At 66.6% G+C, this 20,219-nt stretch carries 23 protein-coding genes and 1 tRNA gene; 18 read left to right on the top strand and 6 right to left on the bottom strand.

Annotated features, from left to right (window positions below; genetic code table 11):
• Positions 1–7: 7 nt before the first annotated feature.
• A complete protein-coding gene (locus ABIR17_RS03400; protein ID WP_348002954.1) occupies positions 8–247 on the bottom strand; it encodes a DUF4229 domain-containing protein in 240 nt (79 codons plus the stop codon).
• Positions 248–319: 72 nt separating this feature from the next.
• On the opposite strand from ABIR17_RS03400, the gene ABIR17_RS03395 reads away from it, so the two are divergent.
• Genes ABIR17_RS03395 through ABIR17_RS03380 form a run of 4 tightly spaced genes read left to right on the top strand, consistent with a single transcriptional unit; the run spans position 320 to position 3,977 of the window.
• Positions 320–667, top strand: a complete 348-nt coding sequence (locus tag ABIR17_RS03395) for a PLD nuclease N-terminal domain-containing protein (protein ID WP_348002953.1) — start codon at positions 320–322, stop codon at positions 665–667.
• Positions 648–2,285, top strand: a complete 1,638-nt coding sequence (menD, locus tag ABIR17_RS03390) for a 2-succinyl-5-enolpyruvyl-6-hydroxy-3-cyclohexene-1-carboxylic-acid synthase (protein WP_348002952.1) — start codon at positions 648–650, stop codon at positions 2,283–2,285. Before ABIR17_RS03395 ends, menD begins: the two co-directional genes overlap by 20 nt.
• Before the next feature lie 9 nt (positions 2,286–2,294).
• Entirely contained in the window at positions 2,295–3,137 is an 843-nt protein-coding gene (locus tag ABIR17_RS03385; RefSeq protein WP_348002951.1) for a PPK2 family polyphosphate kinase, read from the top strand.
• 9 nt (positions 3,138–3,146) lie between these two features.
• Positions 3,147–3,977: a patatin-like phospholipase family protein gene (locus ABIR17_RS03380; protein ID WP_348002950.1), complete on the top strand. Its 831-nt coding sequence runs from the start codon at positions 3,147–3,149 to the stop codon at positions 3,975–3,977.
• Between the two features lie 42 nt (positions 3,978–4,019).
• Here ABIR17_RS03380 and ABIR17_RS03375 read toward each other — a convergent pair whose 3' ends face one another.
• Complete coding sequence (locus tag ABIR17_RS03375) at positions 4,020–5,231, bottom strand: chorismate-binding protein (RefSeq protein ID WP_348002949.1); 1,212 nt, start codon at positions 5,229–5,231, stop codon at positions 4,020–4,022.
• 76 nt (positions 5,232–5,307) lie between these two features.
• Here ABIR17_RS03375 and ubiE point away from each other — a divergent pair, with 76 nt between their 5' ends.
• The 4 genes from ubiE to ABIR17_RS03355 all read left to right on the top strand — a co-directional run bounded on the left by ubiE (position 5,308) and on the right by ABIR17_RS03355 (position 9,209).
• Positions 5,308–6,054: a bifunctional demethylmenaquinone methyltransferase/2-methoxy-6-polyprenyl-1,4-benzoquinol methylase UbiE gene (gene ubiE / locus ABIR17_RS03370; RefSeq protein ID WP_348003047.1), complete on the top strand. Its 747-nt coding sequence runs from the start codon at positions 5,308–5,310 to the stop codon at positions 6,052–6,054.
• 26 nt (positions 6,055–6,080) lie between these two features.
• Entirely contained in the window at positions 6,081–7,163 is a 1,083-nt protein-coding gene (locus tag ABIR17_RS03365; protein ID WP_348002948.1) for a polyprenyl synthetase family protein, read from the top strand.
• 84 nt (positions 7,164–7,247) lie between these two features.
• Positions 7,248–8,615: an FAD-dependent oxidoreductase gene (locus ABIR17_RS03360; RefSeq protein ID WP_348002947.1), complete on the top strand. Its 1,368-nt coding sequence runs from the start codon at positions 7,248–7,250 to the stop codon at positions 8,613–8,615.
• A gap of 12 nt (positions 8,616–8,627) precedes the next feature.
• The gene (locus tag ABIR17_RS03355; RefSeq protein WP_348002946.1) at positions 8,628–9,209 is read left to right on the top strand and encodes a hypothetical protein; all 582 of its coding nucleotides are present in this window, start codon (positions 8,628–8,630) and stop codon (positions 9,207–9,209) included.
• Here the strand turns inward: ABIR17_RS03355 and cls are convergent.
• Positions 9,190–10,647 (bottom strand): cardiolipin synthase, encoded by a 1,458-nt coding sequence (cls, locus tag ABIR17_RS03350; protein WP_348002945.1) that lies wholly within the window; start codon positions 10,645–10,647, stop codon positions 9,190–9,192. The two genes, ABIR17_RS03355 and cls, sit on opposite strands and share 20 nt — an antisense overlap.
• A 38-nt stretch (positions 10,648–10,685) precedes the next feature.
• Here cls and ABIR17_RS03345 point away from each other — a divergent pair, with 38 nt between their 5' ends.
• Together ABIR17_RS03345 and ABIR17_RS03340 are read left to right on the top strand one after the other, a co-directional pair.
• Positions 10,686–11,063, top strand: a complete 378-nt coding sequence (locus ABIR17_RS03345; RefSeq protein WP_348002944.1) for a nuclear transport factor 2 family protein — start codon at positions 10,686–10,688, stop codon at positions 11,061–11,063.
• Positions 11,060–11,473: a nuclear transport factor 2 family protein gene (locus ABIR17_RS03340; RefSeq protein ID WP_348002943.1), complete on the top strand. Its 414-nt coding sequence runs from the start codon at positions 11,060–11,062 to the stop codon at positions 11,471–11,473. Before ABIR17_RS03345 ends, ABIR17_RS03340 begins: the two co-directional genes overlap by 4 nt.
• A 32-nt stretch (positions 11,474–11,505) precedes the next feature.
• Here ABIR17_RS03340 and ABIR17_RS03335 read toward each other — a convergent pair whose 3' ends face one another.
• A complete protein-coding gene (locus ABIR17_RS03335; RefSeq protein ID WP_348002942.1) occupies positions 11,506–11,994 on the bottom strand; it encodes a YajQ family cyclic di-GMP-binding protein in 489 nt (162 codons plus the stop codon).
• A gap of 23 nt (positions 11,995–12,017) precedes the next feature.
• On the opposite strand from ABIR17_RS03335, the gene ABIR17_RS03330 reads away from it, so the two are divergent.
• From ABIR17_RS03330 to ABIR17_RS03295, 8 genes are all read left to right on the top strand, one after another.
• Positions 12,018–12,776: a lytic transglycosylase domain-containing protein gene (locus tag ABIR17_RS03330; RefSeq protein WP_348002941.1), complete on the top strand. Its 759-nt coding sequence runs from the start codon at positions 12,018–12,020 to the stop codon at positions 12,774–12,776.
• 45 nt (positions 12,777–12,821) lie between these two features.
• Positions 12,822–13,274 carry a helix-turn-helix domain-containing protein gene (locus tag ABIR17_RS03325; RefSeq protein WP_348002940.1) on the top strand — a complete coding sequence of 151 codons (453 nt, stop codon included), beginning with the start codon at positions 12,822–12,824 and terminating at the stop codon, positions 13,272–13,274.
• On the top strand, positions 13,271–13,645 hold the full coding sequence (locus ABIR17_RS03320) for a HepT-like ribonuclease domain-containing protein (protein ID WP_348002939.1): 375 nt from the start codon (positions 13,271–13,273) through the stop codon (positions 13,643–13,645). The genes ABIR17_RS03325 and ABIR17_RS03320 overlap by 4 nt, the downstream gene beginning before the upstream one ends.
• Before the next feature lie 59 nt (positions 13,646–13,704).
• Positions 13,705–13,788, top strand: a tRNA-Tyr gene (locus ABIR17_RS03315).
• A 208-nt stretch (positions 13,789–13,996) separates the two neighbouring features.
• Positions 13,997–14,536 (top strand): hypothetical protein, encoded by a 540-nt coding sequence (locus tag ABIR17_RS03310; RefSeq protein ID WP_348002938.1) that lies wholly within the window; start codon positions 13,997–13,999, stop codon positions 14,534–14,536.
• Between the two features lie 287 nt (positions 14,537–14,823).
• Positions 14,824–15,819, top strand: coding sequence for an HNH endonuclease signature motif containing protein (locus ABIR17_RS03305; protein ID WP_348002937.1), 996 nt, complete (start codon positions 14,824–14,826; stop codon positions 15,817–15,819).
• 220 nt (positions 15,820–16,039) lie between these two features.
• A complete protein-coding gene (locus tag ABIR17_RS03300; RefSeq protein WP_348002936.1) occupies positions 16,040–16,846 on the top strand; it encodes an inositol monophosphatase family protein in 807 nt (268 codons plus the stop codon).
• 157 nt (positions 16,847–17,003) lie between these two features.
• Positions 17,004–18,044, top strand: a complete 1,041-nt coding sequence (locus ABIR17_RS03295) for a M23 family metallopeptidase (protein ID WP_348002935.1) — start codon at positions 17,004–17,006, stop codon at positions 18,042–18,044.
• Here ABIR17_RS03295 and ABIR17_RS03290 read toward each other — a convergent pair.
• Together ABIR17_RS03290 and ABIR17_RS03285 are read right to left on the bottom strand one after the other, a co-directional pair.
• Entirely contained in the window at positions 18,041–19,639 is a 1,599-nt protein-coding gene (locus ABIR17_RS03290; RefSeq protein ID WP_348003046.1) for a glycoside hydrolase family 13 protein, read from the bottom strand. The two genes, ABIR17_RS03295 and ABIR17_RS03290, sit on opposite strands and share 4 nt — an antisense overlap.
• Positions 19,558–19,932 carry a hypothetical protein gene (locus ABIR17_RS03285; protein ID WP_348002934.1) on the bottom strand — a complete coding sequence of 125 codons (375 nt, stop codon included), beginning with the start codon at positions 19,930–19,932 and terminating at the stop codon, positions 19,558–19,560. The genes ABIR17_RS03290 and ABIR17_RS03285 overlap by 82 nt, the downstream gene beginning before the upstream one ends.
• Positions 19,933–20,219 lie beyond the last annotated feature (287 nt).

Below are 20,219 nucleotides of genomic sequence, written 5' to 3'. Positions count from 1 at the left end.
TCTTCAGCTAGTCGGCGTCTTCGGCGAGTTCGTCGGCACCGCGCGGGGCGGGAGCCGATCGGGCGGTCGCGATCTGTAGCGCCACGCGGTCGCGAAGCGGTTTCAGCGCCAGGTAGGACAGACAGAATCCGACGACGGCGGCGATGAGTGCGGCCCACCACCAGTCGAACCCGATCAGCATCAGGATCGCGAACGGAACGACGAAGACGAGCACGCGCGCGACCGTGTAGATGAGGACAGCGCGCACCCGCACAGTCTAAGTCGGTCGCGCTGACCGCTCCCTCAAGCCGTGCAGGCCCCCGGTGCCTAGAATCAGGGCATGACGCGCGTGCTGATCCCGGTCTTTCTGATCGTCGTGGCGTTCATGGTTTTCACCGTCGCCGACATCGCCCTCATCGATCACCGTCGCATCCGCACCCTGCCGCGCGGGGTGTGGATCATCGTCGCCATCGTCCTGCCGATCCTCGGCGGAGTGCTGTGGATCGCGGTCGGTCGGGTTCGCTCCACCGACGCCGCTGCGCAGGGATCACGGCGGCGTGCTCCGCTCGCCCCTGACGACGACCCTGCCTTCCTCGGCAAGCTCAACCGCGAGAAAGATCTCGAGTCGCGCATCGAGCAGCTCGAGAAGGAGCTGCGCGACCTCGACGATGACACGCCCCAGGGCTGAGTCGCCGGCGAGCGCGTTCGCGGTCGCCTTTCTGGCAGAACTGGTGCGCCGCGGCATTCGGGATGTCGTGCTCTCGCCGGGTTCGCGGTCGCAGGCTCTCGCGCTCGCCGCAGGGTCGTTTGAGGCAGCCGGTCTGGTGCGCCTCCACGTGCGGATCGACGAGCGGTCGGCAGGATTCCTGGCCCTCGGGCTCGCGCTCGAGTCCCGCACCCCGGTCGTCGTCATCACGACCTCCGGAACGGCGGTGGCCGAACTGCACCCCGCGGTGCTCGAAGCCTCGCACTCCGGGGTTCCGCTCGTCGTCGTCACCGCCGACCGACCCGACGAGTTGCGCGGGATCGGGTCGAACCAGACCACCGTGCAGACCGGCATCTTTGGCACGGCCGCCCGGTTCATCGAGGTGCCGGCACCGGATTCCGACTCGGGAGCCGCCGACCTGGCGACCGAGGTGCTCGACGGCATCGTCGGCCCGGTTCATGTCAACCTGGCGTTTCGCGATCCGCTGTCGTCGACGCTGCCGCTGCCGGGGGTGACTCGGGGTGAGTGGATGCCGACAGGTGCGGTGGGGGACCCGGTCAGCATCCAGCCCGGTCCGCTCACCGTGGTGGTCGCAGGCACGGGGGCTGGACCTCGGGCTGAGGTTCTGGCGCGTGAACTCGGGGCACCGCTGCTGGCCGAGGTCGCGAGCGGTGCTCGGTTTGGACCGAACCTGGTCGCGGCCTACCGGGACCTGCTGAACACCGACGGCTTCGGCGACCGGATCGAGCGCGTCGTCGTGCTCGGGCATCCCACGCTGAGTCGCGAGGTGCCCGCCCTCATTCAACGCGCGGGTGTCGAAACCGTCGTCGTGCGCGGCCCTCAGCGCGACGTGTACGACCCCGCGCGCTCGGCACGCATCGTGGATGATCTCCGTGTCGAAGGTGAGCCGCTGCCCGAGGCGCGGGCCTGGGTCGGCTCGTGGGTCGTCGCCTCGCGTGACCTCCTTGCGGTCGACGACGAGGTGGCATCCTCGCTGACCGACGATCGACTCGAACGCGCGGCTTTCGCGCGCGCCCAACTGGAACGGCTTCGCGAACCCGTCACGCGGCGGATGTTGGTGGATGCCGTGTGGGCGATCACCTGGCCGCACGATCGGCTGATGCTGGCGGCATCCCGACTGGTGCGCGATCTCGATCGGGTCGCTCCGGGCAAGAAGATTCCGGTGTTCGCCAACCGCGGCCTGGCCGGAATCGACGGCACCATCGCGACCGCCAGCGGAATCGCCCTGGCCTCCCCCGGCGACGGCGTCACCCGGGTGCTGATCGGCGACCTCGCGGCCCTGCACGACGCGGGTTCGCTGCTCAGCACCCCCGGCGAGCGGATGCCGCGCATGCAGATCATCGTCGGCAACGACGTCGGCGGGGCAATCTTTGACACCCTCGAAGTGGCCGAGACGGCCGAGCCCGCGGTGTTCCACCGTGTCATGTCGACGCCGCGTCCGGTCGACTTCGCTGCGCTCGCGGCGGCCTATGGGTGGGAGTACCGCCTCGCGGCGACGCGCGCCGATCTCGATGACGCGCTCTCGGCATCCACTTCGCGGGTGCTGATCGAGGTGCCTCTGCCGCGAAGCCCCGGATAGTCTCGCCCCATGAATGACCGTCCCATCAAGGACCTCCTGCGCGCCGGCGCCGGGGTCGACCTGAACGCAATCGACACGTCGGGCACGCCCGGCTTTTCTGGCGACAAACACGACGGCGAGAAGGCGCTTGAGGTCGGTGCGGCCCAGCTTGCCGACCTGCAGGAAAGACTCTTCGCCGCGAGCCGCACCGGGGGGAGCGCCCAGAGTGTGTTGCTCGTGCTTCAGGCGATGGATACCGCGGGCAAGGGCGGCATCGTCAAGCACGTTGTCGGGTCGGTGGATCCGCAGGGCGTGATGCTGCACGCGTTCAAGCGCCCGACTCCCGAGGAAGACAAGCACGACTTTCTCTGGCGGGTGCGTCCGCACCTCCCGGGGCCGGGGATGCTCGCCGTTTTCGACCGATCGCACTATGAGGAGGTGCTCATCCATAAGGTGCGGCACCTCTCGACGCCGGAGCAGATCGAGGAACGCTACGGGCAGATCACGGCTTTCGAGAACGAGGTGATCGCGGCGGGTACGACGATCGTCAAAGTCATGTTGCACATCTCTGCCGAGGAGCAGAAGGCCCGGCTCGGCGAACGGCTCGCGCAGCCCGAGAAGTACTGGAAATACAACCCCGGCGACATCGACGAACGCGAGTTCTGGCCCGCGTACATGGATGCCTACCGCATCGCGATTGAGCGCACCTCGACGGATGCCGCCCCCTGGTACGTCGTGCCCGCCGACCGCAAGTGGTACGCGCGCCTCGCCGTGCAGCATCTGCTGCTCGACGCCCTGAGTGGTCTGCACCTCGAGTGGCCGCCCGCCAACTTCGACGTCGCCGTCGAGAAGTCCCGTCTTGCGGCGAGCTGAGGTGCGCAGATGACGACCCGCGCGCTCGTGCTCGGTGGAGGCGGGGTCACCGGGGTCGCCTGGGAGACCGGGCTTCTGCTCGGCCTAGAGCGGCAGGGCATCCGGTTGCAGGCGGCGGATCTGCTCGTCGGCACGTCCGCGGGGTCCGTCGTCGCCGCGCAGATTTCCGGGACCACCTCGCTCGACGACCTCTACCGGGCCCAACTCGACGGCTTCGCGCAGGAGCTGCCGAGCAAGCTCGGGCTGCTCAGCATCCTGTCGCTGGTCGTCGCGCTGCGCGGCACGAAAGATGAGCGGCAGGCTCTCGCGAAGGTCGGGGCGCGGGCGTTACGCACGACGACGGTCTCGGAAGAATCCCGCCGAGCGGTGATCGCCCAGCGCCTGCCCGTGCACACCTGGCCAGCGCGGGCGCTCAAGATCCCCGCGATCGACGCGATCACGGGTGAGTTCACGGTCTTCGACAGCTCCAGCGGGGTGGATCTCGTGGATGCTGTCGCCGCGAGCTGCGCGGTGCCGATGGTCTGGCCCCCGGTCACGATCGCCTCGCGGCGGTACATCGACGGAGGGATGCGCTCGGTCGCCAACGTCGACCTCGCCGCCGGATTCGAACGCGTCCTGGTCATCGCCCCGGTCACCACAGCCCTGCGCCGGGGAGGGGAACCCGCCGCACAACTCGCGGCGCTGCACACGCTCGGGTCAGCGTTGGTCGCGCCGGATCGCGAGGCGCGTGCGGCGATGGGCAGCAACTCGCTCGACCCGCGATACCGCGCCGCTTCGGCCGCAGCAGGTCTTGCGCAGGCCTCCCGTGTCGCCGACACCGTCGCTGCAGCCTGGGGTTGAGGGCCCTCTAGCCGAAGGCGCTCTGCTCTCTTATGCGGCCGTCTAGCCGAAGGCCTCGACGATCGGGCGGAACTTCAGGGTGGTCTCGGCGAGTTCCCGCGCAGGAACCGAGTCGGCCACGATGCCAGCGCCGGCAAATGCGGTGATGGTGCCGTCGGCATCCACTTCTGCTGAACGCAACGAGATGGCCCACTTGCCGTCACCGTGCTGATCGACCCAGCCGACCGGACCCCCGTACCGGCCGCGGTCGAAAGGCTCCAACTCACGAATGGCGTCAAGCGCCCGGGCAGTCGGGGTTCCGGCGACCGCCGCCGTGGGATGCAGTGCCGCGACGAGGTCGAGTGCACCGGACCCGTCGGAGAGGCTGCCGTGCACGTCGCTGGCCAGATGCCAGAGGTTGGGCAGTTTGAGGGTGAAGGGCAGTTCGTTCGCGGTGATTCCCGGACCGTGCGGGCGAAGGGCAGCCAGCACGCTCTCGACCGCGAACCGGTGTTCGTCGAGATCTTTGGTGCTGGTGGCGAGTTCGAGGGCGGCCGCGGCGTCGGCCTCGGCGTCGCTGCCGCGAGCGTGGCTGCCGGCGAGGACGCGGGCCGTCACATCTCCGGCGTGCACGCGTACGAGGGTTTCGGGGCTCGAGCCGATGTGCCGGTCGACGGCGAAAGTCCAGGTGTCGGGGTAGCCGAGCGCCAACTCGAGCAGCACGCGACGCAGGTCGGCGCTCTCCGGCACATGCCCGACGAGGTCGCGGGCGATCACGACTTTCTGCAGACCGCCGGCCAGGATGCGGCTCACCGCGGTCGCGACGGCCGCCTGGTACGCGTCAGGCGCGAGGCTGCCGGGGTGCAGCGACAACCGGTATTCCGTGCCGAGTGCCGAGGCCGCAACCGGGTTCGTCGCGCCGTTGACCCGCGTGACCCAGCCGACGCCATCCCGCCGCCCGATGACAACCTCGGGAACGATCAGAACGCTCGTGCGGGCCGACGCGTCGTCGAACGTGAACGCCCCGAACGCGACCAGACCGGACCCGCCGATCTTCACCTCGTCGTCGACCCGGGCGGATGCCGAGACCTCGCGCCAAGCGGCGGCAGCGTCAGCGAGCCGGGTCGGGCCGCTGAACTCCAGCCGTAGCGCCTCACCGAGACCGGCGATGCCGTCGCCACGTCGCTGCATGAGCAGCGGGTTCACCGGATCGGCGAAGGGGATCAGCGAGGCGACCGGATCAGTCCGGCGCGTTTCGACGGTGAGGTCCGTCACAGTTCCACCCTATGCGGAGCGCCCACAACCCGCCGACTCCTCCCCCGTAGGATGGATCATCGTGGGTAGGGCCGAGATGGACAAAGACCCGGACGACGTGTCCGGCATGTTCGACGAAGTCGCGCCCGGTTACGACCGCACGAACGCCGTGCTCAGTGTCGGCAACTCGGCACTCTGGCGCATTGCGACCGCTAAGGCGATCGACCCCAAGCCCGGCGAGCGCATCCTCGACATCGCCTGCGGTACCGGGGCGTCGACCCTTCCGCTGGCCCGCGCCGGGGCGACGGTGGTAGGTGTCGACTTCTCGCCCAAGATGATCGCTGAGGCGAGCAAGCGTCATCCGAAGATCGATTTCCGTCAGGCCGACGCGATGAAGTTGCCGTTCGGCGACGACGAGTTCGACGCCGTCACGATCAGTTTCGGGCTGCGTAACGTGCACGACCCCAAGCAGGCGCTCGCCGAGATGTACCGCGTGCTCAAGCCCGGCGGCCGACTCATCGTGTGTGAGTTTTCGAAGCCGCCCGCCGCCCTGCTGCGCACCGGGTACTTCGCGTACATGCGATTCGTTGCGCCGCTGATTGCGACGGTCACCAGTTCCAACCGGGACGCCTACCGCTACCTCACCGAATCCATCCGGGAGTGGCCCGATCAGGGCACCCTGAGCCAGTGGATTCGCGGGGTCGGATTCACCCGGGTTGCCTACCGAAACCTCACCGTCGGCATCGTCGCGCTGCACCGCGGCCGCAAGCCCGAAGACTTCGCCATCCGCGCCTCGACCGCCCGCCGCACGGGTCGCGCCCGAACCACCGACCCCGCCGGCTGAGCCCGGCACCGACAGATCGGTCCGACGTGAATCCGAGCCCTTCGATCGCTCGACGCAACAACCGCCGCAAGACCCTGAGCTCGTCTCTGGGTCTCGGCGAGGCGCTCTTCGCGTCGAGCGAGGAACGCCAGTTCGCGGCCGACATCGAGGCTGGTCTCGAGATCGTCGAGCAGCGTCTGGTTGATCAGGTGCGCTTTGCCGACGAAATCGCCGACGTCACGACCCGCTACCTGCTGGATGCCGGCGGCAAGCGGGTACGTCCGGTGCTGACTCTGCTGACCGCGCAACTCGGCGCGGGTGCCACCGACGACGTCCTGACCGCCGCGCAGGCCGTCGAGATCACCCACCTCGCCTCGCTGTACCACGACGACGTGATGGATGAAGCCGAGATGCGGCGGGGCGTGCCCAGCGCACAGGCGGTGTGGGGCAACTCGGTGGCGATCCTCACCGGCGATCTGCTGTTCGCCCGGGCGAGCAAGCTGGTGGGCAGCCTCGGCGAGCGTGCCCTGGCGATTCAGGCCGAGACGTTCGAGCGGTTGTGTCTGGGGCAGTTGCACGAGACGATCGGACCCCAGGAGGGCGACGACCCGATCGAGCACTACCTCCAGGTGCTCGCCGACAAGACCGGTTCGCTCATCTCGTTGGCCGCTCTCGTCGGGGTGATTTTCTCCGGCGCACCGGAGGAGTACCGCGAACCCGTCACAATCTTCGGCGAGCGCATCGGGGTGGCCTTCCAGCTCATCGACGACGTGATCGACCTCTCCTCGGCCGTCGAAAACACCGGCAAGGCGGCGGGCACCGACCTTCGCGCCGGGGTCCCGACCCTCCCGCTGCTCTACCTGCGTCAGCGTGCCGAGACGGATGCCGATGCCGCGGCGCTGCTGGAGCGTCTCGAACGCGACATCGACGCCTCGGCCGAGGGGGACCTGCATCCCGACTTCGCGGCCGCAGTCGCCGAGCTTCGTGGCCACCAGGTGACGGACGATACACTCGCCGAGGCGCAGCGCTGGTCGGATCGTGCGGTGGGGGCTCTCGGGCCGCTCCCGGACGGGCCGGTCAAGAAAGCGCTCACCCGATTCGCTCAGGCGATCGTCGAGCGATCGGGCTGAAGCCCCGCTCCGAACACCTGAGCGAACCAACGCGCGCAGCAACTTCAACACTGACTGACGTCACTAGGTAGTGAGGAACCCCCGTTGACCAAGCTTCGCCTGGCCATCGTCGGAGCCGGCCCGGCCGGCATCTACGCCGCAGACATCCTGCTCAAGCAGGAGCGCGAGTTCGACGTCTCGATCGACCTGTTCGAGCAGCTCCCCGCGCCCTACGGACTCGTGCGATACGGGGTGGCCCCCGATCATCCACGGATCAAGGGGATCGTCACCGCGCTGCGTGAGGTGCTCGACCGCGGCGCAATCCGCATCTTCGGCAACGTGCGGTACGGCCGCGACATCACCCTTTCCGATCTGAAGAAGCACTACAACGCCGTGATCTTCTCGACGGGCGCGATTCGGGATGCCGATCTCCACATCCCCGGCATCGATCTGCCCGGCTCGTACGGCGCCGCCGATTTCGTGTCGTGGTACGACGGCCACCCCGACTTTCCGCGTGAGTGGCCGCTCGACGCTTCGTCGGTCGCCGTCATCGGAAACGGCAACGTCGCACTCGACGTCGCTCGAATTCTGGCCAAGCATGCCGATGACCTGCTGCCGACCGAGATTCCGGCAAACGTCTACGAGATCCTCAAGTCGTCGCCGGTGACCGACGTGCACGTCTTCGGCCGCCGTGGTCCGACCCAGGTCAAGTTCAGTCCGCTCGAGTTACGCGAGATGGGCGAGCTTCGGGATGTCGACATGGTCGTTCACGAAGAAGACTTCGACTACGGGGATGCCGAGCGCGCCGCCATCGAGTCGAACAAGCAGATTCTGGTGATCGACCGGATTTTCACCAAGTGGCGTGACGAAGAAGTCGGATCCGCATCCCGACGCCTTCATCTGCACTTCTACGCTCAACCGCTCGAGGTCGTCGCCGGCCCCGACGGGCGGGTCGCGGCGTTCCGGTACGAACGCACCGAACCGGATGACGCCGGCGGCGTGCGCGGTACCGGCGAGATCCGCGAAGTGGCGGTCGGGCAGGTGTACCGGGCTGTCGGCTACTTCGGTTCGCCCCTCGACGGCATCCCGTTCGACGAACGCCGAGGCGTCATCCCAAACCACGAAGGTCAGGTTCTGGCTGCAAATGACAACGAAATCGTGCCCGGTGTCTACGCGACCGGGTGGATCAAGCGCGGGCCCGTCGGCCTGATCGGCCACACCAAGTCCGACGCGATGGAGACCGTGTCGCACCTCGTCAACGACCAGGCGTCGTGGTGGAACCCGGAGTCGCCGGCGGAGGACGCTATCGTCGCCCTGCTCGAGGAGCGCGGGATCGAGTACACCGACCTCGCCGGCTGGCAGCATCTCGACGCTTACGAGATTGCGCTGGGCGAACCGGACGGGCGGGCTCGTATCAAGGTCGTCCCGCGCGACCAGATGGTGAAAATCTCGCGCGGCACGGATCGTGACTGAGCGGAGGTACCCGTGGACGACCAACGACTGCTCTTTGAGCGCGAGATCAGCCCGACCGGCGCGCTGATCGTCGTCGGATATCTCGCCTGGGTGATTTCGGCGATCGTCGGGCTCAACATCCTGGGCGGATTTCTGACGTTCCTCCCAGGCGCTGGCGTGTTCGCGCTCTCATTCGTTCCGTGGCTGATTCAGAGGAGCAACCGTCGGCGACGAGTCGCCGTGCTTCTGAAGAAAACCGCGCCGGAGACCGCCGTCGTGGCGCTCACCGACATCCCGATCTATACACGGCCGGAACTGTTCATCGAGCGCGCCCCCGAAGGGCTGCTGTTCTTCAAGGCCGCTGAACCCTCGAGGCGACTGCTCTTCGAGTGGGAGTCACTCACACGGGTCAGGGTGGTGGCTTTTCCGCCCGCCCTGCGGATCGCGTTCACCGACGGTCGGGAGCTTCGGTTGCGGGTGGTCGTTCGCCGCTTCTTCGGCCCCTCGCCCTCGCAGCTTGATTCGGTCAAGAAGTGGATCGAGGGCACCGCGGCCTTCCCCGAATTCCTGCGGCTCGAACCCGCGCCCCGCGGAGCTACTGCACCGCAGCCGTAAGCCGCGCGAGGTTGTCGAGGGTGCGGTGCCGGATCGGGCGTCGCAGCCACTCTTCGAGGGTGAGTTCGCGTGATCGGGCGCGGTTGGCATCCTCGATGGCCCGCAACTCTGCCAGGAACTTCTCGCCGCGCACCATGATCGAAATCTCCAGGTCGAGGCTGAACGAGCGCATGTCCATGTTGCTCGAGCCGATGACCGAGATCTCGTCGTCGATCGTCAGGTGCTTGGCGTGCAGAATTGTCGGCTCGGCGTAGAGCCAGATCTTCACGCCGGCTCGCAACAGGGTCTCGTAATACGAGCGTTGCCCGTGGAATACCAGAAACTGGTCGCCGATCTCAGAGACGAACAGTTGCACGTCGAGCCCCGACTGCGCGGCTGTGGTGATCGCGTAGAGCATCGAGTCGTCGGGCACGAAATAGGGGGAGGTCAGGATGACCTTGCGCTGGGCCGCGTAGACGAGCGAGTTGAACAGGCGCAGGTTGTTCTCGCCTTCGACGCCCGGCCCCGACGGCACCACTTGGCAGTCGTAGTCGCCGCCCGAATGGCGCTCGGAGGGAGTCTGACGGGGGAGCAGGTCGCCCGTCTCGCTGAACCAGTCAGTGGCGAAGAGCGCGTCGATGCCAGCAACGACCGGTCCCTCGAAACGCACCATGTAGTCCTTCCACTGCAGCCCGCGACGCTTGTTGCGCCGTCGCTGGTAGCCGGGATCGATGATGTTCTGCGAACCCGTGAAAGCGACCTCGCCATCGATGACGAGCAGCTTGCGATGGTTGCGGATGTCGGGGCGTTGGAACTGGCCGCGCGACGGACGGAACGGCAGCATCCGCCGCCACTGCACGCCCATCTTGTTGAGCCGCCGCACGGTGCGCCGGTACCCCGGATACTGCGCGTTGCCGAGGTGGTCGAGCAGCACCCGCACGACGACGCCCCGGTCGTGGGCCTCGGCGAGAGCCTCGAAGAAGTCGGCCGTCGTGGGGTCGAGCAGCAGGATGTAGAACTCCGCGTGCACGGTCGTCTTCGCGGCTCGTATCGCGGCGGTCATCTGCGCGAGCGAGACGGCGTTCTCGGCCCACATCTGAGCCGAGTTGCCGCCGACCAGGGGCGTCGACCCGAGAGTTCGGTTGAGTTGGACGATCGGTTCGAGCCAGGCCGGCGAAGAGAGGTCCCGCGTGACCAGGTCGGCGCCTTCGGTGGTGTCGTGGATGTACTCGTTGATCTGCTGCTGTTTGCTGCGCCGGGCCCGCGGCAGCCGGGCGCGACCGAGGATGAGGAACAGGATGATTCCGACGTACGGCAGAAAGTAGATCGCCAACAGCCAGGCCAACGCGGTCTGCGGGCGCCGGTTTTTCGGCACAAAGATCAGCGCCAGGATGCGGACCACGAAGTCGATCGCGATCAACGTGATCGTGATCGTGACCGCGAGCCAGCCGGAACCCATGGTCACAGTCTGACAGCGGCCCGTGGTAGACCGGGAGCATGATCGATCGCTTCATGGCCGAGACCTGGTTCGCGGGCTACCGCACGGCGTGGGACTCCAACGATCCCGCCGACATCCGCGCGTTGTTTACCGATGACGCGGTCTACTTCGGGCGCCCGTCAACGCCCGACCCGTGGCGGGGAGTGGACGCGATCGTCGCGAAGTGGCTCGAGCACAAAGACGAACCCGGCGACACCGAGTTCGAGTGGAAGCTGCTCGCGGTTGACGGTGACGTCGCGATCGCGAAGTGTGTGACCACCTATCTGCACGAGACCCCGCGGGAGACCTACGACAACCTGTTCGTCGTGCGCCTCGCGACGGATGGTCGAGCGACCGAGTTCACCGATTGGTTCATTGCCCGAAGGGTCGCTGCGTGAGCGCGGAGTCGTCGCAGCAGGAAAGCGCGACAGACGGTGACGCCGTACGTGCCTGGATGGATGGCTACCGTCGCGCCTGGGAGACGAACGATCCCGACGACATCGTTGCGATCTTCACCGACGACGCGGTGTACCGCGGACGACCGGGAACTCCGGCCTGGACCGGCCACGACGAGATCGTCGCCGGGTGGCTAGAGAACTCCGACCCGCCGGGCGCTACGACCTTCGCGTGGGAGACCCAGGCTCAGGATGGCGACCTCGCAGTCGTCCGGTGTGTGACGACCTACCCCTCGGGGCCGAAGAAGGGCGTGTACGACAACATGTGGGTGATCGAGTTCGCCCCCGATGGCCGAGTGCGCGAGTTCACCGACTGGTGGATCGAACGCTCGTGGGCGACCCCGGCCGGGTAGCCAGCGGCTCCGTTAGCTAACGACTCCGCTAGCTAACGGAAGTTGATGAACTGCAGGGCGACCTCGAGGTCTTTGCCCTTGAGCAGCGCGATCGTCTGCTGCAGGTCGTCCCGGCTTTTCGACTGCACGCGCAGTTCGTCGCCCTGAATTTGGCTCTTGATGCCCTTGGGGCCTTCATCGCGGATGATCTTCGCGATCTTCTTGGCATCCTCGCTTGAGATGCCTTGCTTGATGGATGCCTCGATGCGGTATTCCTTGCCGCTCGGGAACGGCTTGCCGGCATCCAGCGATCTCAGTGAGATCGAACGCTTGATCAGTTTCTGCTCGAAGACCTCGAGCACGGCCTTCACGCGCTCTTCTGCGCTGGCCTTCATGAGGATCTTTTCGCCGGACATGTCGATCTCGGCACCGACGCCTTTGAAGTCGTAGCGCTGCTGAATTTCCTTCTGCGCTTGCCCGAGTGCGTTCTGAATCTCCATCGGGTCAACCTTGCTCACGATGTCGAAGGAGGAATCTGCCATGCCGTCATGGTAGAACGTCGCGAGTGGATGCCACCCCTCGAGCGATCATCGCCGTCATTGCCGGCCTCGTCGGCGTGACGTTGGTCGCGGTCGCGATTCTGGTTTTCTTGGCGCCCCGGTCACTGGTTCCGGCACCGGGGGCAACACCGACCGTGGAGGCGCTGAGGTGGGCACCAGCCGCTTCTCCTCCTCCGCCCGCCGCGAACCCAACGGCGGGGATCTCGGGGTTGCCTGACCCGGGCTGGGTTTCGGCAACAAGTGAGGCCACCGGCATCCCGACACGTGCCCTGGCCGCCTACGCGGGTGCGGCGATGGCCAAAGCCGCCTCGATGCCCGAGTGCGGCATCTCGTGGAACACGATCGCCGGCATCGGCAAGGTCGAGAGCGGTCACGGGCAGTACGCCGGATCGTCGATCGCCGCCGACGGCACGGTCTCACCCCCGATCTACGGCCCGCCGCTCGACGGCGGAGACGGGGTTCAGCACATCCCCGACTCCGACGGCGGCACGATCGACGGCGACGCGACGATTGACCGCGCGTCGGGCCCGTTCCAACTGATCCCGCAGACCTGGCGTAATTGGCACATCGACGGCAACGGCGACGGGGTGGAAGATCCACAAAACATCGAGGATGCCGCCATGGCGACCGTCAACTACCTGTGCCGCGTCAGCATCCACATGGATACCGAAGAGGGCTGGATCGCGGCGATCACGGGATTCAACTCGCCGGCGTCGTACCGTGCCCTCGTAGCCCGCTACGCCGTGCAGTACGCCGCGTCCTGACGGGTGAGGAGTCGCGCGACGATTCGCGGGGGTATATTTGTATACATGGCTGACATCCGAGCGTTGAGAGTCGCTGCGGGCCTGACCCAGGCCGAGCTCGCGGAGCGCGCAGGGACGGCGCGGCCGAACATCGCCGCGTACGAGTCGGGCGCCAAGACCCCGTCGCCGGAGGTGCGGGATCGACTGATCGCCGCGATGCGGCCACGACCGTCGGATGCGCTGCGCGGGCACGAGGCCGACGTGCTGCTCATCGCCACTCGCAACGGTGCAACGCGCGTCAGAGTGTTCGGCTCGGTGGCGACGGGGTCGGACACGATCGACTCCGATCTCGATCTTCTCGTCGATCTAGCTCCGGCCACCTCGCTGTTCGACCTGTTCCAGATGGAGGATGAGATTGCCGACCTGCTCGGAGTCGAGGTCGAGGTCGTGTCGGCGCGCACCGCATCCGACGAGATGATCGCGTCGGCGATCGATCTGCGACCGAGTTCCGCCGCGTGAGCGACGCCGACCTGAAGGCGGCTGCACGTGCCGCTCGCACGGACGCGAACCTCGCCGCAATCAAGCGCCACCTCGCCGAGTGCGTTGACCTCGCCGAGCGGGGACGCGATGCGTTCTTGGGCCCGGACTTCGTGAACCGCTACGCGGCGCTTGCGGCGCTCATCCAGACCGGGAACGCGGTCAAAGATCTGCCCGACGAGTTCCGGGCGGCGCATCCCGATGTGCGATGGCGTGCGCTCATGGGCACACGCGACAAGATCGGCCACATCTACGGCGACAGCGTCGACTGGGACGCTCTCTGGAATACGGTCGCCCGCGACGTGCCGAACGACCTCGCTGCCGTTCGACGTGCAGTCGCGCAGAGGCGCTGACCTCCTGAGTGAACGACCGCTCGGCGACCGGGTATCCTTGGTGAGCGCTTCGGCGCCATGGCGAGTTACCCAAGCGGCCAAAGGGATCTGACTGTAAATCAGACTCGTAAGATTCGGGGGTTCGAATCCCTCACTCGCCACCATTGTCAACTTTGTTCCACTGCCCCCCGCATCTCGGGCGACCCGTTCGTGGGGTCGCGGGGTCGCAATCGTGCCCCCTATAGTTGCGACCAAGCCGTCGAGGCAATGGGGAATCAGGGAACAGTTCGGTGCCCATGGAGTGCCATCGACATCCAGAACGCGAATGAGAGTGGCAGCAATCGAGCCAGATCTCATCTGAAGGGAACATCTATGTCTATCGAGCGACGTTTCTCGGCCGTGACAATTGCCGCGGCCGCCATCCTTCTGATTGGGGGCTGCTCAGCTCCGAGCGCCTTCACCCCCGGCGGGGCACAACCCCAAACGCCGGTGGCGGCAGAGCCGATCACGCCGACGGGACCCCAGCTCGGTCAGCCGTTCGAGGTCAAGCAGAATGACGGCACCGCCAAGATCACAATCGTCAGTGCAACCTACGGAGACAGCCTCGGGGGTGGTGCCTTTGACAGTCCGGCCGACAATGGCGGCTACCTGATCTTGGACGTTCTGTGGGAGACGTCGGAGGGCGTGAGTTCCTCAAACTTCTTCTACTTCAGCGTCAAGGACGCGGAGGGCCGTGAGGGCGATTTGTCGATCTTTGTCAACGACCCGCTTGGCGCCGGGGACGTTCCGGCGGGTGACAAGAGCCGCGGAAACGTCGCCTTCGACATCGGTGCGGGCCCGTACACGGTCATCGTGACAAACCAGATGCTTCAAGAAGACAAGCGACTCACGATCGAGGCCACACCGCGGTAGGCACCCGTTCGACCCGCCTGGTCCTGTCAGATGAGAGGACCAGGCGGAGAGCAGCGTCGACTCGCCGAAGTTCGTCGAAGGTGAGCTGACCGACCTAGTTGCCGAGCCGACCGGGGTCGACGGCGGCGGTCTGTTCGGCCAGCTAGCCTCGCCGCCTCGGTCGCGCTCGAAACCGCGGCCCGCGAAGCGCCCCCCGAGGGCCCTGTTCCGGCCCACGCAGAGAATTGGGAGTGCCAGACTCCCGTTGCCACCTCAACCCATCCGCCTAAGAGCTGAGAGATCGCGACATGCCCCGACCACTCTTCATTACGCTGCTCGTCGCGACACCAATCGCTGTCTTCGCCAGTACGCGCAACGGCTGGCTCGCAGCGCTCTCTTTGGCCTTGATCATCGCGGCCAACCCGATCGTGCGCACCATTCGCAAGAACCGCTACTTCGGCTCCGAGCAGTTCAGGACGCTCAAAGGAGAGGTGGCCGCCGTTGTGGCCGAGCACAACGATGTCGTCAACTATGTGATGGAAATTCGGGCCGGGGGCTCCTTCGAACTCGGGTCCTCGTCCACCGGCCAACACGCACATCTCGCGTCTTTTACTAACACTTCGGCCTGGAACTACAGGCGTGATCGGAACGTCGCGGAGTACGCCGCCCACGTGCATAACGCGTCGCTGCAAGTAGTCCGGAGCGCTAGCGCTGACCCGATCAAATACTTGATGAAGTACTTCGCTGTGAAGGCTGATCAAGACACGCTCGCAAATGTCCAGCGGGTCGCTGACGATATTTCTCGGCTCGAGGGCGCGGTCACGAATGTCGAGGGACGCAAGGAGGACATCACTGCCAAGATCAACCCACCCGCTTTCGTTCTCAAGTACTACTACGACGAATTCTGGAGACAGGTGGGCGGGAAATTGTCTCCAGTCCAAGTGCCCTATCCCCGGTACAAGTTTCAGTACGTCTCCGCTGGCGGCAACAGTGGGCAAACGGCCAACATTGTTCTCAACACTCCGACTCTTGAAGCGCTCTCGGCAACGCTCGTCGAAAAGATTCGGTGGGCGAAGTCCGTCACCGGTCAGCGCGCGCTGATGACGACGAAGCTTCGCCGAGATATCAAGACGCGCGACAGATACGCGTGCGTGCAGTGCGGGATTTCGGTGGCCGCTGAACCTCACTTGTTGCTCGAGGTCGATCACATCATCCCCGTCTCGAAAGGCGGCCCCAGCCTCCCGGAGAATCTCCAGACCCTGTGTTGGAGATGCAACCGTTCCAAGGGCGCCAAGATCGCGTAAGTGGCGCCGCCCTCTGCGTTGCTTTGTTTCCCCTCGGCTATCGAGTAGCGGGAAGAGACGAGTTAGCGGGAAGGCCTCGGTACGTGCACCCGCCCTGACGCGATCTGGAGCCAGGGTGCCGGATGGTGCTGCATCCTTCGCGATTGACAGCGAGCGCTGGTCGACTTCTTCGACTGAATCGCCCGAACCAATAGCTGCGGCGTCGCGCTAGCGTTTCAAGATGACGACCCTCCTCGATCTCGCGATATCGGTCGCCCTCGAAGCCGGCGCACTCGCCGCGAAGCGCCGCTCCGAGGGAGTCGAGGTCGCCGCGACGAAGTCGACGATCGTCGACATCGTGACCGAAGCCGACCGCGAGGTCGAACGTCTCGTGATCGACCGGCTGAGCAAGGCCCGCCCGCACGACGGGATGCTGGGCGAAGAGGGCGCATCCGTCACGGGCACCAGCGGACTCACCTGGGTGGTCGACCCGATCGACGGCACCGTCAACTACCTGTACGACATCCCGCACTATGCCGTCAGCATCGGCCTCGTCGAGGGTGACCCCGACCCGCTCACTTGGGTGGCGAAGGTAGGGGTTGTCATCAATCCTGCGAGCGGCGAGATCTTCACCGCCGAAGCCGGCCAGGGTGCCTACGCCGGCACGCGGCGACTCAAGGTGGCGGATGCCGTCCCCCTCGAGCAGGCACTCGTTGCGACAGGGTTCGCCTACGCCGCGTCGACCCGAGCGTTCCAGGGGGATGTCGTGGCCCGGCTGCTGCCCCAGGTGCGGGATATCCGCCGGCTCGGCACGGCATCCCTCGATCTGTGCTTCGTCGCCGACGGTCGCTACAACGCGTACTTCGAGCGCACGCTGAGCCCGTGGGATCACGCCGCCGGAGCGCTCATTGCGCGCGAAGCCGGGGCACGAGTCATCGGCATGCGCGGGGCCGCCCCGAGCCGCGAATTGATCCTCGCCGCGCATCCCGAGGTCGCTGCCCGGCTCGAAGCGCTCCTCGACGAGCTCGGTGAATTCGAGGATTTCTGACCCGCGCGCACGGCGCTTAGCTGGGAATTCAGTGAGCCGGGTGGACCCGACCGTTGCCATTTCGTTAGATTTGACGAGTTCTCGCGGCCCGACCCGTGGCCCGAACACGTAGGTCACGGTCGACCTCCCCACTTCGACCGCAGTCCAGGAGTTTCGCATGACCGCTTCTGAGGAAGGCGAGAACGAGCAATCCGTTCTCAACATCCTGGGTTTCGGCACCCCTGCGGCTCTCGAATCGACCTCCTCAACGTGGAGCCTTGAACGTTCCGAAGAGTCTGCGGATTCGTCGGCGGCACCGGCTTTGCCGCCAGCACCGGCACCTGCCACCCGGCGCGAAGCCCGCGAACGCGAACGGGCCGCTGACCCTTCGCCCGCGCCATCCGCCCCCGCAGCAGTCGCTCGACGTAGCGAACCGACACCGCCCTCCAAGGGTCGGGGCACGCCGCGCCGCACCGCGAAGAAGACCAGCCGCCGGGATGTCGTGCGCGCCGCCGCGACCCCGAAGAAGACGATCGGCGCTCGCCTGTTGTCGCTCGGCGCGATGCTGTTCGCCGGCGCGCTCGCGATCGGGATGTCGGTGCCCGCGAACGCGTTCAGCCAAGGGTCGGATAAGACCGAGCTCGCGACATCATTGGCCATGCCGGCCCAGTCGGTCGAGGTCGACAACTCGCTCGTCTCGTTCTCGGCACGTGACACCTGGGGCGTCACCTCGTGGGCCGAGATGTTGCGCCTCAAGTACGGCACCCGCGATTTCTCCTACAACGTCGGCACCGGCGCGATTCGGTGGCCGTTCCCGCGCCCCGTGCCTATCGTCAGCGGCTTTGGTGCGCGAGCCGCGCCCTGTAAGGGCTGTTCGACATTTCACACGGGCCTCGACCTCGGCGGGGGCAACGGCTCGGCGATCTTTGCGATTGCCGACGGCGTCGTCGTTGAGCACGACGACGGTCGCAGCAGCTGGGGCAACTTCGTGTATATCCAGCACGAGATTGACGGTCAGGTCGTTTTCAGCGGCTACGCGCACATGCAGAGGGGTTCGTCTCCTCTGAACGTGGGCGATGTCATCAAGGTCGGTGATTTCATTGGGCTCGTCGGCGCGACTGGTGAGGCAACGGGTCCCCATCTGCACTTCACTATCTCGCTCGATACGAAGTTGCACTACGTCGACCCGTTCGCCTGGATGCAGGCCCACGCGGGCTAAGTCCGGGTCACTCCGCGCAACCAAACCGTGGTGTCGCCCGGCACGACGTCGCCGCTCACCTCGTCGCTAGCCACGACGATCGTGCCGCGAGGCAGCGGCACCGGCGTCGCTCCCGTGTTCGCGATGATTGTCAGGTCGCCATTGCGGAAGGCAAGCACCTCGGGCTGCGAAGCCAGCCACTCGACGGCGCCGGTCGCAAGCGACGACGCGCGCCGCTGCGCGAGGGCCGAACGGTAGAACTCGAGAGTCGAGCCGGGCACCCCGCGTTGCGCATCCCGGGCGTACCGGCCCCAGGTCTCGGGTTGGGGCAGCCAGGACGCGCCCGTGGTGTTGAAACCTGCCGCCGGGGAGTCGGCCTCCCACGGAATCGGCACCCGGCATCCATCTCGGCCGTAGATCTTGCCGGCGGTGCGGGCGAACGTCGGGTCTTGGCGGGCGGAATCGGGCAGGTCGATGACTTCGGGCAGCCCGAGCTCTTCGCCCTGGTAGACGTAGGCCGAACCCGGGAGCGCGAGCATGAACGCCGTCGCAGCGCGACCTCGGCGTAAACCGACCGCCTCATCGGGATGCCTCGGGGAACGTGGTCCGATTCCCTCACCTTGCGGCGGGGGCGGGGTGAGAGCGAGCCGCGACGGATGCCGGATGACGTCGTGGTTGGAGAGCACCCAGGTGCTCGGGGCGCCGACCGAGGCGAAGGCAGCGATCGACTCGTCGACGACGGCGCGGAGGGCAGCGGCATCCCACGGAGTCTCGAGATAGGCGAAGTTGAAGGCCTGATGCATCTCGTCGGGACGCACCCAGTTCGCCATCTTGAGCAGTGGTGCGACCCAAGCTTCGGCGATGAGCACGCGCTCGGGACCGTACTCGGCGAGTACCTTTCGCCAGTCGCGCCAGACTTCGTGCACGCCATCCTGAGCCCAGTACGGGGCGGTGCGATCGTCGCCGCCCATGCTTCCGCCGGTCGGGACCTCGTAATCGGGGAGGCCGTCGGCTTTCACCAGGCCGTGTGCGACATCCACCCGGAAGCCGTCGACGCCGCGGTCGAGCCAGAACCGCAGCACCTCGCGGAACCGCTCGTGCACCCACGGGTTGCCCCAGTCGAAGTCGGGTTGCGACGAGTCGAAGAGGTGCAGGTACCACGGTCCGGGGGTGCCGTCGGTTTCGGTGATGCGGGTCCAGGCCGGGCCGCCGAAGACCGACTGCCAGTTGTTGGGCGGCAGTTCCCCCGCAACGCCGCCGCCGTGGCGGAACACGTATCTCTCGCGCTCGACCGACCCCGGCCCGGCCGCGAGCGCTTCGCGAAACCAGGGGTGGTCGATCGACGAGTGGTTGGGCACCAGATCGACGACGACTCGGATGCCGAGGCCGTGAGCCGTCTCGCGCAGAGCGTCGAAGTCGGCAAGCGTGCCGAACAGCGGGTCGACGTCGCAGTAGTCCGAGACGTCGTAGCCCGCGTCGCGCTGCGGTGAAGTCATGAACGGCGAAAGCCAGACGGCATCCACCCCGAGCTCTTTCAGAGCACCGAGTCGAGAGGTGATGCCGGGCAGGTCGCCGACCCCGTCGCCGTCGGAGTCCGCGAACGATCGCGGGTAGATCTGGTCTTCTTGGCGGTGCGGCGCGGCGCGCCCCGACCCTTGGAGGGTGAAGTCGGCTCGCTGCGGCGGGCGACCGCTGCGGGGGCGGACTCGGTGGCGACAGGCTCGGCGGCACGTTCGCGTTCGCGGGCCTCGCGCCGGGTCGCGGCGACGGGGGCTGCCGACGCACCCGACGACTCTTCAGAGCCTTCGAGGCTCCACATCGATGAGGTCGAGCCGAGGGCCGCGGGGGTGCCGAAACCAAGGATGTCGAGAACGGATTGTTCGTTCTCGCGTTCCTCGGGAACGGTCATGCGTGACTCCTGGACTGCGGTCGAAATGGCAAGGTCGACCGTGACCTACAGGTTCGGGCCGCGGGTCGGGCCGGGCGAACTGGTCAAATCTAACGAAATGGCAACGGTCGAGTCCACCCGGCTCACGGGATTCCCAGCTAAGTGACCCACAAACGGGTCATAAATCCGCGAACTCACCGAGCTCATCGAGCAGCTTTTCCAACTCGACAGCGACGTCGGGATGCCCGGCGAGGATGAAGTCGCGGCTCGGGGCGACCCCGCGCATGCCGGTGACTCGGGCCCCGGCC

This window comes from Pseudolysinimonas sp. (assembly GCF_039912695.1).
GTDB lineage: Bacteria > Actinomycetota > Actinomycetes > Actinomycetales > Microbacteriaceae > Pseudolysinimonas_A.
Note: the sequence above shows the minus strand (reverse complement) of the source record. Positions and strands in the feature narration are given on the sequence as shown.

Coding starts and splice junctions, on each gene's coding strand:
- ABIR17_RS03345 (WP_348002944.1), top strand. CDS start 10,686: ATGATCGATCGCTTCATGGCCGAGACCTGGTTCGCGGGCTACCGCACG.
- ABIR17_RS03300 (WP_348002936.1), top strand. CDS start 16,040: ATGACGACCCTCCTCGATCTCGCGATATCGGTCGCCCTCGAAGCCGGC.
- ABIR17_RS03305 (WP_348002937.1), top strand. CDS start 14,824: ATGCCCCGACCACTCTTCATTACGCTGCTCGTCGCGACACCAATCGCT.
- ABIR17_RS03380 (WP_348002950.1), top strand. CDS start 3,147: ATGACGACCCGCGCGCTCGTGCTCGGTGGAGGCGGGGTCACCGGGGTC.
- ABIR17_RS03310 (WP_348002938.1), top strand. CDS start 13,997: ATGTCTATCGAGCGACGTTTCTCGGCCGTGACAATTGCCGCGGCCGCC.
- ABIR17_RS03335 (WP_348002942.1), bottom strand. CDS start 11,994: ATGGCAGATTCCTCCTTCGACATCGTGAGCAAGGTTGACCCGATGGAG.
- menD (WP_348002952.1), top strand. CDS start 648: ATGACACGCCCCAGGGCTGAGTCGCCGGCGAGCGCGTTCGCGGTCGCC.
- ABIR17_RS03385 (WP_348002951.1), top strand. CDS start 2,295: ATGAATGACCGTCCCATCAAGGACCTCCTGCGCGCCGGCGCCGGGGTC.
- ABIR17_RS03285 (WP_348002934.1), bottom strand. CDS start 19,932: ATGACCGTTCCCGAGGAACGCGAGAACGAACAATCCGTTCTCGACATC.
- ABIR17_RS03395 (WP_348002953.1), top strand. CDS start 320: ATGACGCGCGTGCTGATCCCGGTCTTTCTGATCGTCGTGGCGTTCATG.
- ubiE (WP_348003047.1), top strand. CDS start 5,308: ATGGACAAAGACCCGGACGACGTGTCCGGCATGTTCGACGAAGTCGCG.
- ABIR17_RS03325 (WP_348002940.1), top strand. CDS start 12,822: ATGGCTGACATCCGAGCGTTGAGAGTCGCTGCGGGCCTGACCCAGGCC.
- cls (WP_348002945.1), bottom strand. CDS start 10,647: ATGGGTTCCGGCTGGCTCGCGGTCACGATCACGATCACGTTGATCGCG.
- ABIR17_RS03295 (WP_348002935.1), top strand. CDS start 17,004: ATGACCGCTTCTGAGGAAGGCGAGAACGAGCAATCCGTTCTCAACATC.